Consider the following 16,941-nt stretch of genomic DNA (forward strand, 5'->3'; position numbering starts at 1 on the left):
CGTCAGAGCACCGGAAGATGCCCCACGCAGTTCGCTGAGGTAGGTCGAACCCTGCACCGCCCCGTCGGGACGGCTCAGTCTTGTGCCCGGGCGAAGATTATCCCCCAAGGCACCATGAGCTCCGACCTCTTGCTCTCCCAGCAAGCCACACGGGCGCGGTGTCGTGCACGATATAAGGGAGGCACTGCCCATCTGCCTCATGCTGCAGGTTCTGGATGCGAGCTAGGGGCCTCGGTGTCACCTCTCCGAACTTGTAACTGCTCCTTACTTTGTGGATACCAACTCTTGTTTTGCACGATCGAGATTCCGAGGGGCGGGGATGCCTACTGGCCTCAATGGCATTGGGCAAGCTGAGGTTCCGTTTTGGTGGGCGTTGGCGCTGTTTTGCGCTTTCGTGGCGTCGATCAATCTCATCCCTCACGGCAACGGCGTAGCCATCGTCACCTTTGCCGCGGCGTGGTGCACCATCGTCCTTCGAAATAGGGACGCGGCCAGCATGGACGCTGCTGCGGCATTGCTTCTAGCTGCATTTGCCGTTCGAACGGTGTTGCCGCCCTACGGCACAGAACCGGACGCCTTTGCAATCAAAGGGGTTGGCAACGTTTTGTTCCTCGTGGGACTCTACGGGCTGGTGCGAGTCGCAGCCCTACACTTGACCTTCCCGACCATATTGCGCGTACTCGGCATCGCCGCGTTCTTGTGCGCGGTTGCGTCCTTGACGTACTACTTCTGGGGTCACCAACCGAGACTGGAGTTCATCGGACGGAGCGGCAATCCGATTCTCGGCGCTGGTGGCGTGGTACCCGGACTTGCAGGACTGTGGGTGCTAGGGATGCAAAGTTCGCATCCTCGAGAGCGGGTCCTCGCCTGGAGCATGTCGGTCCCGATCCTACTCTCTCTCTATTGTGCTGGGAGTCGGGGGCCACTGTTGGCGATGATCGTGGCCGCCTGCGCAACTCCCCTAGTCCTCCGGATGCGCGGAGGTTGGCCGATCGTTCTTGCGGCCGGTGTCGCTTGGGTGATCGTTAGCAGTGCAGTCCTTTTGGATGGTCCAATCTCACGCTCGTTGTGCGAGGCGGTGCCGTTGGCGTGCCGAGGATCGCATCGAATGCAAGCCTGGACAGAAGCCTTTCAATCTATCAAGGACCATCCGTGGCTTGGGGTCGGGATCCACTATCGGTTCGATAGCGACGTGGCCGTGCACGCTCACAACGGTCTCATCGGTCTCGCAATGCTCTACGGACTTCCACTGCTGTTGGTATTTTTGGCGTTTCTTATGGTAGTCGCGCGGTCGATTTCACGAGAGCGCTCACGAGCGGAGCGCACGTGGCTTACGTTTATGGTCGTATTTGCGTTCGGCTACATGGGATCGGACCTTAGCGACCCACTAAGATTCGTGAACACGCACTACCTTTTCCTATGGCTTCCGTTGTTCATGGCACGCAACACCAGCATGGTCGAGGGCCGATTCGAATCGATGCAATCAAAGCTGACAGGGCCCGCAGAATCGCGGAGCGACACGCTGCCGGTCTACTTTATCAATATGGATCGTGCCACAGACCGGCGCGCCCACATTGAGCAAGCGCTCAGCCAACCCGGGCTCCTCCCAGCACGGATCGCGTCTGTGACCTGCCCAGACGATATCGCAGGCATTTCGTTCGCTAAGGTCTCGACCGCTGAGGCATCATGCTATGCAAGCCACATCACAGCATGGCGTGCACTTCTTGCAGGGACCCATCCATATTGCTTGGTAGTCGAGGATGACGCCAAGCTGCCGCTCGAGCTGGCATCAATCATTGGGGCTATCGTTGCCTCACTCCCCCCCGGTTGGGGTATCGTCCACCTGTACAGTGACGAGCGTCGAGCTGTTCGGCCCCTGCGGTCAATCGAGGGAAGACATACGCTCGTCCGGTATTCGCGTGTCCCCAGCGGGGCCGTGGGTTATCTAATTAGCCGCGAGGGCGCCAAGCGCATGAGCGTTCCCGGGACGCGAACATGGCCAGTCGACACAGACACCCGGCGGCCGTGGGTTTGGGGGTTGGAGAGCTACGGGGTGGTTCCACCGATTATCTCGCACTCGGGCATATTCACCGGCAGCATCGTGGAGCGGTCCCGTCGCCGACGCGGTTTGCGACTTGGCAGCCCATTGAGAACGCCCGTGAGCGCGCTGTGGAATGTGCGGCGACTCGGTTTCGGCTGGTGGCTCTACTGTCTCTGGGCTAATTCCACGCTTCGCCTGAGCACTGGGCCAAATTCACGCTCTTCAATGACCACTCAGCCTTCACTCGAATCGACTCGAGATTGACTCTCTGCTCCGCTCATAGACGGTTCGTGATCTGATCGTTGCCCCTCCGGACAACGCGGCCGGGTCTCACCGAGAGATAGACGCTCGTGGGGTGCAGCGACTACAACGGGAATCCTCACGCCTACGAGGCAGCAAGGAGGTTCAAATCGAACGCCCCTCAGCTACGAGTACCTTCCGAGTGAAACCTCAAGGCGCGAGCCACATCTTCACCCACCTTTTCACTGGCGAGCAAGGTACCTGCGAGCTATCCACCAGTGGCTCGTTGCACCGGTAGACCGATATTGCTTGTAGTCGCCCCTCATTTTAAGGCAAAGCCGTCGATGCTCAATCCGACATTTCACAAGCTGGGCCAAAAGCAACCGCTAAGGGGGTCTCGCGCATCGAGTTGCGGACTATGCGTTGTCAGCTAATGCGACCCAATGTGAGAGCGGTCGTTGGCCACTGCGTACGAGGTCTACGCCTTTTGGGCTTCACTGCCGTCGCAGTGCTACTCGCACGTTTTCTCTCCCTTGCGCTTTTTGCTTTGTCAGCGCGCGCGCTTTCTCAAACTGAGAACGCTGGGTTCATCTACATAACTGGCGTATCGGGATTGGTCGTGCACCTGGGCACGCTCGGTTGGCTCGCCTTGTGTCGAAAGATGGCATCCAGCTTCGATTTTATCGGCCCGGAACTCGCGAAGGGATTTTTGCTTCGGTCAATTCAGATTCCCGTCGTTTCGGTGCTGTCAATTTGCTTCGGCCTCCTCATCCTGGCTGCATCGGGCGTGTTAGGCCCAAGCCTAACAGAGCCGATTGCATACACGGCGGTGGCAAGCGTACCGCTTCTCGCCAATTACATGCTCAAGGAATACCTATCGGGCCTCGGTCGGCCTGCGCTGAGCGTCTTCTCAAGTGAAACCGTACCGCTGGCTCTGGCTGTTGTGCTCATGCTGGTCTTCGGCGTCACCTCGCTGCCAGAGGCGGTGCTCTGTGTGATTGCGGGTTCCGTAGCCGGTGCGATTCTTCAGCTGGTGGTAGCCAGCAAGCTGCTCGAGGACGTTCTTGCCTCACCGGTTCGAACCTACCAAACGGCGGCATGGTCGAGAATGGCCGCATTCACTTTCGTCGGAGTTGGCGGAAAGCTCTTGATGGATCGACTTGACAGCCTGCTCCTGGCGCCCCTTGCCGGGCTCGAACAATTGGCCCAATACAATTCCGCCGTCCGAACCGCAAACCTTCTGCTGCTAATGCCGGTGATCCTGCTCCCCGTTTTCGCTCCGCGCGTCAGTCGCGCGTTTCTACAGGGAGACGTGCGTCGGCTACGATTCGAGATTCTCGTGCAGCTTGCGATCATAGCGGCCGTGCTAGTGCCAGCGGCAATCGCCCTTATCGCCTTTCCGTCCTTTTTCCTGAGCACCCTTTTCGGCGAGCCGTATGCGCGGGCAAGCTCGTACATGTGGCTCGTGGTTCTGTCGCAAGTGATTTTTGCGGCCACTTTGCCTCTCAGCAATATGTTGGTCATGACCGACGGTGAGTACCCCTACGCCGCAGCCAGCGTTGTCGGACTGCTGGTGAATGTCGTCGCCGGTGTCCTCCTGATCCCGCACCTATCTGCGACCGGAGCTGCTATTGCTTCGTTCATTGCTATGGCAGCAATGGCGGCAATTCTCACCTCTGCAGCTGCCCGGCGACTCGGTCTGGCGCGGTCGATTTGATGCCGATCCGGTCCGGACCTGCCAACCCTGATCGCGATACCCAGACCCGCACAATGATCGTTCTGCGGTCTCTCGCCGTTGCGATCTCCATCTCCGCATCTGCGATTGTTGTCATCATTTTCGGTGCGCTTGGCATCACCAGCAATCCCCTATTGACTGCTGTCGTGCTCGCTGCGCCTCTGGCATTCCTGGTGGCGACGTCGCCCAGAGTAAAGCTTGTGCCGGCAGACTTCGTCTTCGCCGCCTTTGTCGGACTTGCTATGGTCTCGATCGCGGTGAACGGAATGACGGCCAGCGGCAAAGCTTTTGTCCTCTTCTTGCTCTCGCTCGCCGCATACCCCGCTTTTCGTGGCATCAGACGCGAGTTTGACCTTGTCACGTTCGTCGCGACAACCGGCGCCGTCGTCGCGATCGGAACCATCGCTACGGCCCTCGCCATAGGTCCCCAGGACGTACTTAGCCATCCCGCTGTGTTCGGCTTTGAAGAGGCGGCGATCTACTTTTCGATTTCGTTCGGTCTGCTAGTGCTCGCGTTCGTTTCATCCGGCACGTCGGCCGTTGCACTCTTCACCCTGGCTATCCCTTGTATCGTCTACGCCGCGGCGATGGTTCGCCATCCCATTATTGCACTGCTCGCGGGGCTCGCATCGATGCTCTCGGTTCCCGGTCGCAGAGTCTGGGCCGTGGCAGCTATCGCGACTATTGTTGTCGCCTACGCGCTTGGCTCGCTTATTCACCCGGAGAAATCGCAACGGCTTATCAGGTATGCGGTCTCGTCGATTTCAACGGGTGCTTCCCCCGAGAAGCTGAAGCTCGACCCGCAAGCGTCCGTTTCCCCCCATGCACCGGCCTGCGGAGCGATCAATTGGCGAAACTCCATCGCGTTGAGGATGGTGCTCACTCGCGAAGCCATCGAGATGATTCCGCATGTCGGTCCGGTGGGGAGCGGCCTAAACAGCTTCGCGACGGCCTCGTGCATGAAAATGTATCCGCATAACATCTTTCTTCAAGCGGCAGTCGAGCTTGGAGCGACCGCCACTGTTCTGCTCGTCGTTTTACTCATGCTCGCGCTACGCGCTGCGTTCCTTGCGGGCGATTCCTTTGTGCTCGCCGGGCTCGTCTTCGCTTGTGTCGAGGCAATCTTTTCCGGCGCGTTGACGGGCGCGATACTTCCTTTCGCGTTTATCGGCTGGGCAGCTGGCTTACCGGGACGCGCGGCAGGCGCCGCACGGAACACTATCTGATCGGCTGCTTCGGCGGCAGGCGTGGTCGAACGCCGATGGCGCGGCTGAGCTAGTAACCCTTTTTCCCCCGGCGCAGTTGACGTTCATCGTGTGAACACGCTAGAACGTCCTCTCATTTCAGGGGGTGGAGACGTGGCGCGCAAACTACCCACACTCGATGGCGAAATCGTACGCGGATTGCTCGATGCATTGGCCGAGGATCGCGCCAAATCGCAACGCGGCTTGGCGTCCGAGCTAAATGTGGCCCTCGGTCTTGTGAACGCCTACCTGAAGCGATGTGTGACTAAGGGCCTAGTTAAAGTCTCTGCGGTCCCCGCGCGACGCTACGCCTACTATCTGACGGCCAAAGGCTTCTCCGAGAAAGCGCGGCTAACGACAGTCTATCTGAGCAACAGCTTCGCCTTTTTCCGCGAAGCTCGGGCCGACTTCGAAGCCATTTTTTCCACGTTGGCCGCCAAGCAGTCGACACGCGTGACACTGGTCGGCAGATCAGAACTGGCCGAAATTGCCGTGATCTGCGCCTTGGACAAGAATATCCAGGTCGTAGCGATTGTCGATAAGGAGCATGCCGGCGGCGCCGTGGCTGGCGTGCCTGTGTTCGCCGACTTTGCGCGCTGTCCACAGCATATCGATGCCGCGGTCATCACCGGTCTACTCGACCCCGACGCTCTGTATTTGCAGGCCTGCAACCGCTTCGGGAAGGATCAGGTCTTCATTCCGAAAATGCTCGCGGCGACCTTGGTGAGGACGCTCCGATGAAGTCCGACTGGTACGTCGTGCAGACGCTAGTCCGCTCCGAGGTCAAAGCCTGCGCCAATCTGGAGCGCCAAGGGTTCACTACATATTTTCCGAGGTATTCAAAGCGGCGCCGACATGCGCGCCGCACCGAGATCGTCACCGCGCCGCTGTTTCCGCGCTACCTGTTCGTCAAGGCCGAGACCGGCTTGCACAGGTGGCGCTCCATAAACGGTACGTTCGGGGTATCGCGCATCGTCGAGTTTGGCGGCGAGCCAGCTTGTATCGACAGCGACATCGTCAATGGAATTAGAAGTCGCGAATGCGAAGGGCTCGTGGTGCTGGCACCGCAAGTAAGAACTGGCGCGGCCGTTCGCTTCCGCGACGGAGCCTTCTACGAAAGTATCGGGCTCGTCGAGGAGGCGGACGATGAGCGACGGGTGCTGGTGCTGTTGGATATTCTCGGCCGCAAGGTACGAGTAAACGTCGACGTTGCCGCCTTGGAAGCGATCTGAGCGGAAGTGCCTCCAGCGCCACTGTTGTTCCGAGTGATTTTCACCCGGAGGGCGGTAGCTTTGGTAGAATCCCAGTTGGACGGCTGCGCGGGTTGCGCACGTGAGACCCGGATAAGCGAATTGCTCCCCACCTCAAGTTGCCACGTTTGTAATCGACGGTAGATCAATGCTCCTTGTCACCGGCGGCGCCGGATTTATCGGTACCAACTTCATTCACAGCTGGCTGCGTACGCGGGACGAGCCGATCCTCAATTTGGACTCGCTCACTTATGCGGGCAACCTGGAGAATCTCGCGGCTCTGTCCGGCGATCGCCGCTACATATTTGCGCATGGCGACATAGGTGACGCAAACCTGGTCGGCGAATTGCTGCAAAGCTACAAGCCGCGCGCCGTGCTGAACTTCGCGGCAGAGTCGCATGTGGACCGCAGCATCGCCGGTCCCGAAAGCTTCATTCAGACAAACGTGGTGGGAACGTTCCGTCTCTTAGACTGCGTGCGCGCGTACTGGGGGGGTATGGATGGCGGCCGTCGCGAGAGCTTCCGCTTCCTGCACGTGTCCACGGATGAGGTCTACGGGTCATTGGGGAGCGACGACCCGGCCTTCACGGAGGCCAATGCATACTGTCCCAATAGCCCCTATGCGGCGAGCAAGGCGTCGAGCGATCACTTGGTCAGGGCCTATAGGCATACCTACGGTTTGCCAGTGGTGACGACAAACTGTTCCAACAACTACGGGCCGTATCAGTTCCCGGAAAAGCTCATCCCGCTATTGGTGCACAATGCGCTGACGGGGAAGGCCCTGCCCATCTACGGCGATGGTCAGAATGTGCGCGATTGGCTCTATGTTGAGGATCACTGCACCGCCATCCAGCGTGTCCTGGAGGAAGGCACGATCGGCGACACGTATAACATTGGCGGCGGCAACGAGAAGACGAACCTGGAAGTGGCGCAGACGCTGTGTGCAATCCTTGACGAGATCAGGCCGCATGCGCAGGGCAAGTCATACCGTGAGCAGATTGTTTTCGTCGCTGATCGCCCCGGCCACGACCGCAGGTATGCCATAGACGCAAGCAAGATTGCCGCCGAGCTCGGTTGGCGCCCGGCCGAATCGTTCGAGAGCGGGATACGAAAGACGGTCCTGTGGTACGTAGAAAACAGCGCCTGGGTGAGCGGCGTCACGAGCGGTGCCTATCGCCAGTGGATCAGGCAGCAATATGGAGTAGCGCTGTGAAGCCAAGGAAGGGAATCATCCTGGCCGGCGGCTCAGGCACACGGCTTTACCCAGCGAGCCGGGCGATCTCGAAGCAGCTGATGCCGGTCTACGACAAGCCCATGATCTACTACCCCCTCAGCACGCTGATGCTGGCGGGGATCAGGGACGTGCTGCTTGTTTCCACGCCAGCCGATACGCCGCGCTTCACCGACCTGCTGGGCGACGGCAGCCAATGGGGGGTCAACTTTTCCTATGCGGTTCAGCCATCTCCCGATGGACTGGCTCAGGCGTTCCTGATCGGGCGCGATTTCATCGGTGGTCATCCGAGCACGCTCATCCTCGGCGACAACATATTTTATGGTAACGAGCTCATCGCGCAGCTGCAGTTCGCCAGTGCCCGCGCCGATGGCGCGACTGTGTTCAGCTATCACGTGACGGATCCTGAACGCTACGGGGTGGTCGCCTTCGATCACATGCAGCGTGCCATAAGCATCGAGGAGAAGCCGGCCACTCCGAAAAGCAACTTCGCGGTCACCGGCCTCTACTTTTACGATGCCCAGGTCTGCGACATGGCAAGGGAAGTGAAGCCGTCGGCGCGGGGCGAGCTCGAGATCACCGATATCAACCAGCGATACCTGGATTTGGGTCAGCTGTATGTCGAGCTGTTGGGCCGCGGCCACGCCTGGCTCGATACGGGAACGCACGACAGCATGCTCGAGGCATCGAGCTTCATCGCGACCCTGCAAAGGCGGCAGGGGCTCATGGTGTCGTGTCCCGAGGAAATCGCGTACACGAATGGTTGGATCGACGCCGAACAGCTCCTGAGGCTAGCGTCGGATCTGCAAAAGAACGCGTATGGCAAGTATCTCTTGAGCATTCTCGAGCGTTCGCAGAAGACGCGATTTGCGGCGCCGGCCACAGGCGCTTTGGACGCGCAGTCAACGACCGCCGCGGCTCGAGCGTGAGGGCCGAGAAAGACCAGCGCAACGTGGTCCTTGGCTTGTAGTATCGATTGGCGCGAGCCTAGGAACGGCAGATGCACTTCCCGATCTTGAGCTTGCCCACCTTCGCGGACGCGCGCGGCGCGCTGACCGTGCTCGAAGGCGCACTACCTTTCGCAATCGCCCGCATCTACTGGATCCACGCCGCCGATGGACAGACCCGCGGCGGCCATCGCCACAAGGAGACCAGACAGGCTCTGGTTGCGGTGCACGGCTCGGTCAGCGTCTACATGAACGACGGCGTGAGGGAGGAGACGATTAAGCTCCAGAGACCGAGCGATTGCCTTTTGGTGGAGCCGAAAGATTGGCATACGTTTACCCTAGCCGACGATGCGGTCGTACTCGTACTGGCCTCGCATCCCTACGACCGGGCCGACTATATCGACGAGCCCTATGTCGACGCGCCGCATGATTGAGTACGAGAGCCTCGTCGCATCGAATGCGGCGCTCATGTCGGAATTGGAGGCGGCCGCCAGCCGGGTCATTCGCAGCGGATGGTACGTCCTGGGACAGGAAGTCGCCGCGTTCGAGAATGAGTTTGCGGCGTACGTGGGAGCTAAGCACTGCATCGGAGTCGCCAACGGCCTCGACGCTCTTATTCTCTCCATCGAGGCTCTCGATCTTCCGCGCGGCAGCGACATTCTCGTTGCCTCGAACACGTACATTGCGACGATCCTTGCAATTGTGCGCACTGGCCATAGGCCCGTCTTGGTTGAGCCAGACCGGGAGACGTTCAACATCGATCCCGCACTCTTGGCTCACGCGATCACGCCGGGGACGAAGGCTGTGTGCGTGACGCATCTCTTCGGTAAGCCGTGCCGCATGGACGCGATCGGCTCATTCGTTCGCGAGCACGGTCTGAAGCTGATCGAGGACTGCGCCCAGTCGCACGGAGCCAGACTCGCCGGGCAGATGACTGGGACATTCGGCGATGCGGGTTGCTTCAGTTTCTATCCGACCAAGAACCTGGGCGCGCTCGGCGACGGCGGAGCAGTTGTCACGGACAGTGACGACCTGGCTGAGCGGCTTCGCCATCTGCGCAACTACGGTTCGAAGCAGAAGTACGTAAACCGCTACATCGGCACGAACTCCCGGCTCGACGAACTACAGGCCGCTCTCCTGCGCATCAAGCTAAGTCACTTGGACCAGATCACCGCCCACAAACGGCAACTCGCCGAAATCTACTTTGAGCGTCTTCCGGACTGGCTGTCATTGCCGCGGCGGCGCGATGACGAGTTCGATGTCTTCCACATCTTCGCCGTGCGCCACGCCGCACGTGACGCACTACGCCAACTGCTCCTTGAGCGCGGCGTCAAAACAGAGATCCATTATCCGATCGCGCCCCATCGTCAGGAAGCGATGGAGGGCATCTTGCAGGGAAACTTCCCCATCGCAGACGACCTGCACGACACCGAGCTTAGCCTGCCGATCTCGGCCGGCCATTCGCCGACAGAGATCATCGAAGTGTGTGACGCTGTTGCGAGCATCAATGCAGGAAGCCTGCGTGGACAAGGCTAAATCATCTGCGATCGCAACTGCCGCGGGGCGTAGAAGAGCCCGCTATCGGCCGGTGAAAGGCCGCCCGTGACAAGCAAGATGTCGGCGAACGGAAGTCTGGGACAGGGCGCGCAGTGTCCCGTCTGCGGGGAGTCCAAGCATCGCTCTGTTGCGGACGTGATTGACGACCGCTACGGCTGCCCGGACCTCTTCCAGCTCGTACGCTGCGAAGGCTGCGGCCACCTCATGACCGCACCCCGCCTCGCGGAGGGACAGCTCGGCCAACTCTACAGCACGTACTATCCTCGCAAGGAGGTGAGCACGCCGAGCCTTGTTGAAGAGGCTGATGCGGTGCAGCGCGCCGGCGCCAAATGGCGCCGGTGGCTGGAGGGCACCGACAATCAGGGACAATACCTAGCCAAGCCGAACGATACTGTGCTGGACATCGGTGCCGGTAGCTGTCTATCGCTGCTCGAAGCCCAGAACCTGGGCGCCAAGGCCTACGGTATTGAAGCTGATCCGAGCGTCCGTCGCATTGCCGACGAGTTGGGGCTCAACGTCCACATCGGCAGCCTGCACGACGACCCCTTCCCGGGGATCAAGTTCGACCTGATCGTGCTCAATCAGGTTATCGAGCACATACCCGAGCCGCATCTCGCACTCGACGTGCTCAAGTCCAGGTTGAAGCCGAACGGTCGCATCGTTCTCGCCTTCCCAAACCAAAATTCGTTGTCGCGCCGCCTTTTCGGAACGCGCTGGATCCACTGGCACATCCCATTTCATTTGCATCACTTCGACCTCGCACACTTCCGTCGCCTGGCCGATAGGCTTGAGTTCGACGTCATCGGCCATCGCACGGTCACGCCCAATATCTGGACCATCCTTCAAATACTCACCTTGCGCCATAAGCCGCGTCGCGGCGTCCCGAGCCCCCTCTGGATCAGCCGGTCGGTCCGCGAAGGCGCGATCGGCGACGGGACAACGGGCGCAAAGGTACTTTCCGGCACAGGTCGTGGAGCCGGCCTGAAAAAGATCGTGCGCACGGCGCTAACGTGGTCGATCGCATTTTGGAATCGCGCCATCGACCTGGCAGGTCAAGGCGACAGCATTCTGATCGAGTTGCGCACACGAGGACGCACGTGACGGTTTACGTCCTGGTTCCGGTGTTCAACCGACTGGCGATGACGCAAACCGTCATCGGCTGCCTGCGGCGTCAGGTGCTGGACGATCCTCTGAGTATCGTCGTGATCGACGACGGGTCCACGGACGGAACGGCCGAGTACTTCGCGGCTCAGCCCGACGTGAAAGTTCTCAGTGGCGATGGGAACCTGTGGTGGGGCGGTTCCATCGACTTGGGAATGCGCGCAGTTCTCAGGGAAGCAGGAGCCTCCGACTGGGTGGCGCTGGTCAACAACGATACGCGGTTCGGGCCTGACTTTCTCCAGAGCCTGCTCGACACCGCAAGGAGCGCTGCGCCAGCCGCCACCGGCAGCGCTCTATGCGATGAGGACGCTCCCGAAACGCTTCTCTCCATCGGACCCGTTTTCAACAGCTGGTATTCCAAGATTCAAGACAAGCTGGCCGCGCCACGCCCCGTCGATCCGCAAAACCCGCCGCATCAGGTCGATGCCCTGAGCGGTCGCGGCACGCTCTATCCGGTCGCAGCCATCAGGGCAGTGCACGGCATGCGCCCCAAGGTGCTCCCGCACTACCTGGCCGACTACGAGCTTGCTGCGCGCGTGCGCCGCGCGGGCTACCAGCTGCTCGTCAGTGAAAGGGCCATCACCTACTCCGGCAACGACTACGGCAACGCGCGCAGGCCGAAGAATCTCTGGCGCCGATACTTCTCTCGCAGCTCGCCGCAGTTTCTGCCGGCGCTCATTTGCTTCTGGTGGAGTGCCGCTCCGATCGCTTGGCGCCAGGCGCCCATCGAGCGCCGAGGTGCAACTTGAAGATAGCGATCGTCGACACCTACTACGCAGCGTTTCTCAAGACCCACTACGCCGCTTCGGGAGGCTTGCAGCGACAGGACTTCCAAGACCAGCGCGATGCGCTTCTGGCAAGCTGCTTTGGCACATCCGATTTCTACTCGCGCCATTTGCAAAAGCTCGGCTGGGACGCGCAGGACTTGATCGTCAACTGCGTTCCGTTGCAGGTCGCCTGGGCCGACGAGAACGGCGTGCCCTACAGCAAGCTCGCGATGCAGTTGCCGCACAGGCTATTCCGCGTTCCTATGATCGGCCCGTGGCTGGCGGCACTTCCGGGGTTGATGGAGATCGCCGTCGCCCAGCTGAAGACGCTTAAGCCCGACGTGCTCTACTGCCAGGATCTGAGCTTCTTCCCGCCGCATGCGCTGAGGGAGCTGCGCGAGCACGTCCGGCTGATCGTGGGTCAGATCGCCTGCCCCTTGCCTTCCAATGATTTCCTGCGCGGCTACGATCTGATCTTGACGTCGTTTCCCCATTTCGTCCCGCGCCTGCGCGCGCTCGGTGTGGCGTCGGAATACTTCCGTATTGGTTTCGATACTCGGGTGCTCGAGGAACTAGGCAGCGTCGAGAAGACCGTGCCGATAAGCTTTGTGGGAGGCATCAGCCGTCACCACACGAACGCCATTCCCACGCTCGAGTACCTGGCGCGTGAAACGCCCATCCAATTTTACGGCTATGGCGTCGGGGCATTGGACCGCGGATCGCCTATCGTTGCCCGACACCATGGCGAGGTCTGGGGGCTTGGAATGTACCGCGCCCTGGCGAGGAGCCGAATGACGCTGAACCGTCATATCGGCGTAGCCGAGAACAACGCCAACAACATGCGTCTCTATGAAGCCACGGGCGTTGGCACACTTCTCATCACCGACGAGAAGGACAATCTTGGCGAGCTGTTCGAGCCCGGCAAGGAGGTTGTCGCCTACACAAGCAAAGAAGAAGCAGCCGAGGTCATTCTCCACTTTCTCGAGCACCCACGTGAAGCCGAAGATATCGCGAGGGCCGGTCAGAAGCGTACGCTGTCGGAGCATACCTACGAAATGCGCATGATCGAACTGAACGACATCCTCAAGCGGCATATGGGGTAGTTGCATGCTGCGGCATCTCGTCAGGCAAAGTTCGCTTGGCAAGTTCCTCGCTCGTTTGAAGCAGAAGCTCATGTCCGCGGGCGTCTCCACGGACTATGCGACGCTCGCGCCGGGGGAACTTGACGACGAATCAGCCCGCTTGCGCGACGCCTGGAAGAACGAAGATATTCCGCAAAGCCAGCGCCAGCTTGTCGACCGTCAGCTCGACGCCTTTCGCAGGGGAAGCCGCATCGATGTCTTCGACGTGCTCATCGCGGCCCTGAGAAGCCTGCCGGAGATGTCGAGCACCTCAACGGTTCTCGAGATAGGCTGCTCGAGTGGATACTACTCCGAAGTTCTGCAGATTGCGGGCATTCCATTGGAATATTCGGGTTGCGACTACTCTCCGGCCTTTGTCGACCTCGCCAAAAGGAGATATCCAGATCTCAACTTCAACGTGGAAGACTCAACGATGCTCAGCTATCCCGAAGAGGCCTTCGATGTCGTTGTCTCGGGTTGCTGCCTGCTGCACATTCCTGAGTTCGGGAAAGCGGTTGAGGAAACAGGACGTGTCGCGCGCCGCTTCGCGATCTTCCACCGAACGCCTGTCGTGCTGGGCCAGCCTACCACGTGGTATCGCAAGAAAGCCTACGGCGTCGAGACCATCGAGATCCACTTCAACGAGGACGAGTTCACCGCCTTGTTGGAGAAAAGCGGCCTGCCCATCATCGGCACACACGTTCTGAGCAATGAGGTTCAGGGTGGCGTGACGAGCGCAGTGAAGACCTACGTTTGCGAGAAGCGCGCCCGATGACCAAGCACCACTTCTGCACTCTCTTCGACAGCAACTACCTGCTGAAGGGAGTTGCAATGATCCAAAGCCTGCAAAAATTCTCTCCCGGAGCGCACGTCCATGTGCTGTGCATGGATGATGATGTGCGATCCGTTCTTACAACGCTCGGTATCGCCGATCTGACCCTAATCTCCCTGCATGATATCGAGAATGCAGCCCTCCTCGTAGCAAAGGCAAATCGCGGCCCCGTGGAGTACTGCTGGACACTGTCTTCATCCCTGCCCTGGTACGTGCTGGACACCAGCCCGGACATCGATTTCATAACCTACCTCGACGCCGATCTCCTCTTCTACTCGCCTTTGGCCCCTCTCTTCGATGAAATCGGCAACGCGTCGATTGCGATCATCGAGCATCGCTTCAGTGAGCGGCTGAAGAATCGTGAGGTCAACGGCCGCTTCTGCGTGGAATGGGTTAGCTTCCGGCGCGACGCTGAGGGAATGGCGTGCCTGTCACGATGGCGCGAGCAATGCATTGAGTGGTGCTACTACCGTCTCGAGGACGGAAAGATGGGCGACCAAAAATATCTCGACGAGTGGCCCGATCGCTATGCCTCATGCCACATCCTGCAACACCCCGGTGCAGGTATCGCGCCGTGGAACTACTCCAAGTACCGCTTCGGGAAAGATGCGTTTGGCAACATCGTCGTCGATGAAGCGCCCCTGATCTTCTACCATTTTCACCAGTTTCAGCTGCTACCGGGTCGAAAGTTCGATAGGCTTTCGAAATTCTATACCTTGGAGTGCAAGGAGCCCGACGACGTTTACGCCGCGTACGAGTCGGCGCTTACGCACACCCTTCAAGGAGTGCGCGCGCATTTTCCCACGTTCAACAAGGGTATAAAGCCAAGGGGCCTCGTCAGCGGGCGCCGGTTCGCACAGAAGTTTCTGCCCGACCCTGTGAAGCAGTTTCTGCGCAACTACGTCCGGTACTGAGAACTCAGGCGAAGCGCGCAAGGAGCTCTGCCGCCTTGGCGGGGTAACGCAACATCAGCGTAAGATAGCTGGCGTCGATTGCATTTTCCTTTAGCGCCCGCAGTATTTCACTGTTGGTTGTAAGTCTGCTGCGGAGACCGCCCGTGCTTATTCCGCCGGTCCGCATTCTCACGAGAACGCGTCCTAGGTATTCGTATTTGAGCGCGTCCTCGGCGAAGGCCCGCACGATGAACTCGAAGTCGCCGGCGATCCTATAAGTCGTCTTGAAGCCGTTCAGCGCGGTGTAGATCGACCTACGCATAAACAGAGCGGGATGAGCAGGCATAATTCCAAATCGAAGCTGGTTCGGCGTGAACTTGTCAGATCGGTATCGGCGCGTCACGCGGCTCAGGTTCTTAGGCGACACAAACTCGACATCGCCAAATAGCGCGTCCAAACTTTTCTGCCGCATTCGCTCGACCGCCACCGCGACAACGTCCGGGCTGCTATAAAAATCGTCGGAATTCAGGAATGCGACGATCTCGCCGTCGGCATGCATCAGGCCCTTGTTCATCGCGTCGTAGATGCCCGTGTCCGGCTCGCTGCTTAGATAGCTTAGGCGATGACCGACGCGTTTCACGATATCTACAGTGGCGTCAGAAGAGGCTCCGTCGATCACGACATGGTCGATATTTTGATATGTTTGCCTATTCACCGAATCCACGGCGTCGGCAACTGTCCGTTCGGAATTGCGGGTAACCGTAATAATGCTGATTTTCATCGTCAGGCCTGATCGCCCTGGGCAAAAAACACCGTATTGAACGCCTTAGCAACAGGCTTGTACCCCACTCCCCCGAGCAGGAGGCTGACCGGACAATTGGCGATGCTCAGCAGATCGGCACGAAGCGTCTCGGCAAGCACCAGCCGCGGGCGAAACTTCGTCCAATCGTTGGAAGAAAGCACCTCCGCGTCCTTCCCCTCGACATCCACACTCAATAGGTCGATCGTCTGCGACGGTGGCAGGTGCCGCTCCAGCAAGGAGTCGAGGCGCTCTACGCAAACGTCCACAGTCTCTATGATCTTATAGGGTGAGCGGTCCTTCAAGGCAGCCTCAGCGGAATCAAACGTGTTCAACGCCGGCTCGTTGAACCGATGGAATTTCAGTTGCCCCGCACGAGCCGCCACGCCGCATTCGATATTGATGTCGAGCGGCCGATAACGTTGGAAGAGCCGCATTGAACCCGGCTCCGCGTCGATGTTGATGCCACGCCAGCCGCGCCGGTAGAACATATAGGTGTTCGAAAAGCGGACAGGATGATGCGCGCCTACATCAACGTAGAAGCCGACTTGCTGTCGACCCAGAATACGGTCGACGATCAAATCCTCTCCGTCCTGACCATAGCATTTCTGCGGCTCGAAATTTGGGTCGCGACGCAAGATGCGGCGGATTACAGAGTGAACGTTCATGGCTGTTTCCAGTGTGCATCAGCCGACAAAGTCGCTGCTACGTGCTGACGCGTTCGCGATTGTCCGTCGCATTGTCTCCGGCCGTCGCTCCAGGACGCGCCCGCCGCGTCCGCAGTAGATGGCAGCCGGAGCGAGATTGTCCAGGACCTCTTGATAGAGACGTTGATTGCAATGCTCCACGGAGTGGCAATCAGCGCGTTCGAGGTGCCAGGGTAGGTTGTAGTGTTCACGCAGGTTCGGTTCTCCAGCGCGGCCGCCGGCGCACCACTTCGCGATTCCGCACAAGCTCAGCCCATCGACGGACTCGACGGGATCGCACTCCGTATAGCGGCAGTGATCAGGAAGCCGGCTGGCGGTCTTGCGAACCCCGGAGAACGGGCTCCGCAGTTGACGTTCACGAGGTGAACATGCTAACCAGTCGCTGGAAGAAATGTACCTGAGCACGTCGGATTCTA

16 protein-coding genes are annotated in these 16,941 nt (G+C 59.5%); 14 read left to right on the forward strand and 2 right to left on the reverse strand.

What is annotated here, in order from left to right; all coding sequences use genetic code 11:
- Positions 1-874: 874 nt before the first annotated feature.
- The 14 genes from GIW81_RS19445 (at position 875) to GIW81_RS09995 (ending at position 15,040) form a co-directional block, all read left to right on the forward strand.
- Entirely contained in the window at positions 875-2,305 is a 1,431-nt protein-coding gene (locus GIW81_RS19445; protein WP_407658196.1) for a glycosyltransferase family 25 protein, read from the forward strand.
- A gap of 463 nt (positions 2,306-2,768) precedes the next feature.
- The gene (locus tag GIW81_RS09935) at positions 2,769-3,998 is read left to right on the forward strand and encodes an MATE family efflux transporter (protein ID WP_195930498.1); all 1,230 of its coding nucleotides are present in this window, start codon (positions 2,769-2,771) and stop codon (positions 3,996-3,998) included.
- Between the two features lie 53 nt (positions 3,999-4,051).
- Positions 4,052-5,242: a hypothetical protein gene (locus tag GIW81_RS09940; protein WP_154739045.1), complete on the forward strand. Its 1,191-nt coding sequence runs from the start codon at positions 4,052-4,054 to the stop codon at positions 5,240-5,242.
- 132 nt (positions 5,243-5,374) lie between these two features.
- Positions 5,375-6,001: a winged helix-turn-helix transcriptional regulator gene (locus tag GIW81_RS09945; RefSeq protein ID WP_324614960.1), complete on the forward strand. Its 627-nt coding sequence runs from the start codon at positions 5,375-5,377 to the stop codon at positions 5,999-6,001.
- Positions 5,998-6,492, forward strand: coding sequence for a transcription termination/antitermination protein NusG (nusG, locus tag GIW81_RS09950; RefSeq protein WP_154739046.1), 495 nt, complete (start codon positions 5,998-6,000; stop codon positions 6,490-6,492). Before GIW81_RS09945 ends, nusG begins: the two co-directional genes overlap by 4 nt.
- Positions 6,493-6,658: 166 nt before the next feature.
- Positions 6,659-7,723, forward strand: coding sequence for a dTDP-glucose 4,6-dehydratase (rfbB, locus tag GIW81_RS09955; protein ID WP_154739047.1), 1,065 nt, complete (start codon positions 6,659-6,661; stop codon positions 7,721-7,723).
- A complete protein-coding gene (rfbA, locus tag GIW81_RS09960; RefSeq protein WP_324614961.1) occupies positions 7,720-8,670 on the forward strand; it encodes a glucose-1-phosphate thymidylyltransferase RfbA in 951 nt (316 codons plus the stop codon). Before rfbB ends, rfbA begins: the two co-directional genes overlap by 4 nt.
- 71 nt (positions 8,671-8,741) lie before the next feature.
- On the forward strand, positions 8,742-9,122 hold the full coding sequence (locus tag GIW81_RS09965; protein WP_154739048.1) for a sugar 3,4-ketoisomerase: 381 nt from the start codon (positions 8,742-8,744) through the stop codon (positions 9,120-9,122).
- A complete protein-coding gene (locus GIW81_RS09970; RefSeq protein ID WP_154739049.1) occupies positions 9,115-10,224 on the forward strand; it encodes a DegT/DnrJ/EryC1/StrS family aminotransferase in 1,110 nt (369 codons plus the stop codon). The genes GIW81_RS09965 and GIW81_RS09970 overlap by 8 nt, the downstream gene beginning before the upstream one ends.
- Positions 10,225-10,302: 78 nt before the next feature.
- The gene (locus GIW81_RS09975; protein WP_154739050.1) at positions 10,303-11,346 is read left to right on the forward strand and encodes a class I SAM-dependent methyltransferase; all 1,044 of its coding nucleotides are present in this window, start codon (positions 10,303-10,305) and stop codon (positions 11,344-11,346) included.
- Positions 11,343-12,155, forward strand: coding sequence for a glycosyltransferase family 2 protein (locus tag GIW81_RS09980; protein WP_154739051.1), 813 nt, complete (start codon positions 11,343-11,345; stop codon positions 12,153-12,155). The genes GIW81_RS09975 and GIW81_RS09980 overlap by 4 nt, the downstream gene beginning before the upstream one ends.
- A 65-nt stretch (positions 12,156-12,220) precedes the next feature.
- Positions 12,221-13,276, forward strand: a complete 1,056-nt coding sequence (locus tag GIW81_RS09985) for a CgeB family protein (RefSeq protein WP_229309133.1) — start codon at positions 12,221-12,223, stop codon at positions 13,274-13,276.
- Positions 13,277-13,280: 4 nt separating this feature from the next.
- A complete protein-coding gene (locus tag GIW81_RS09990) occupies positions 13,281-14,069 on the forward strand; it encodes a class I SAM-dependent methyltransferase (RefSeq protein ID WP_154739053.1) in 789 nt (262 codons plus the stop codon).
- Positions 14,066-15,040: a glycosyltransferase family protein gene (locus GIW81_RS09995; protein ID WP_154739054.1), complete on the forward strand. Its 975-nt coding sequence runs from the start codon at positions 14,066-14,068 to the stop codon at positions 15,038-15,040. Before GIW81_RS09990 ends, GIW81_RS09995 begins: the two co-directional genes overlap by 4 nt.
- 4 nt (positions 15,041-15,044) lie before the next feature.
- Here GIW81_RS09995 and GIW81_RS10000 read toward each other — a convergent pair whose 3' ends face one another.
- Both GIW81_RS10000 and GIW81_RS10005 read right to left on the reverse strand, forming a co-directional pair.
- A complete protein-coding gene (locus tag GIW81_RS10000) occupies positions 15,045-15,800 on the reverse strand; it encodes a glycosyltransferase family 2 protein (RefSeq protein ID WP_154739055.1) in 756 nt (251 codons plus the stop codon).
- 2 nt (positions 15,801-15,802) lie between these two features.
- Complete coding sequence (locus GIW81_RS10005) at positions 15,803-16,486, reverse strand: FkbM family methyltransferase (RefSeq protein WP_154739056.1); 684 nt, start codon at positions 16,484-16,486, stop codon at positions 15,803-15,805.
- Positions 16,487-16,941 lie beyond the last annotated feature (455 nt).

This window comes from Hyphomicrobium album, from assembly GCF_009708035.1.
GTDB lineage: Bacteria > Pseudomonadota > Alphaproteobacteria > Rhizobiales > Hyphomicrobiaceae > Hyphomicrobium_A > Hyphomicrobium_A album.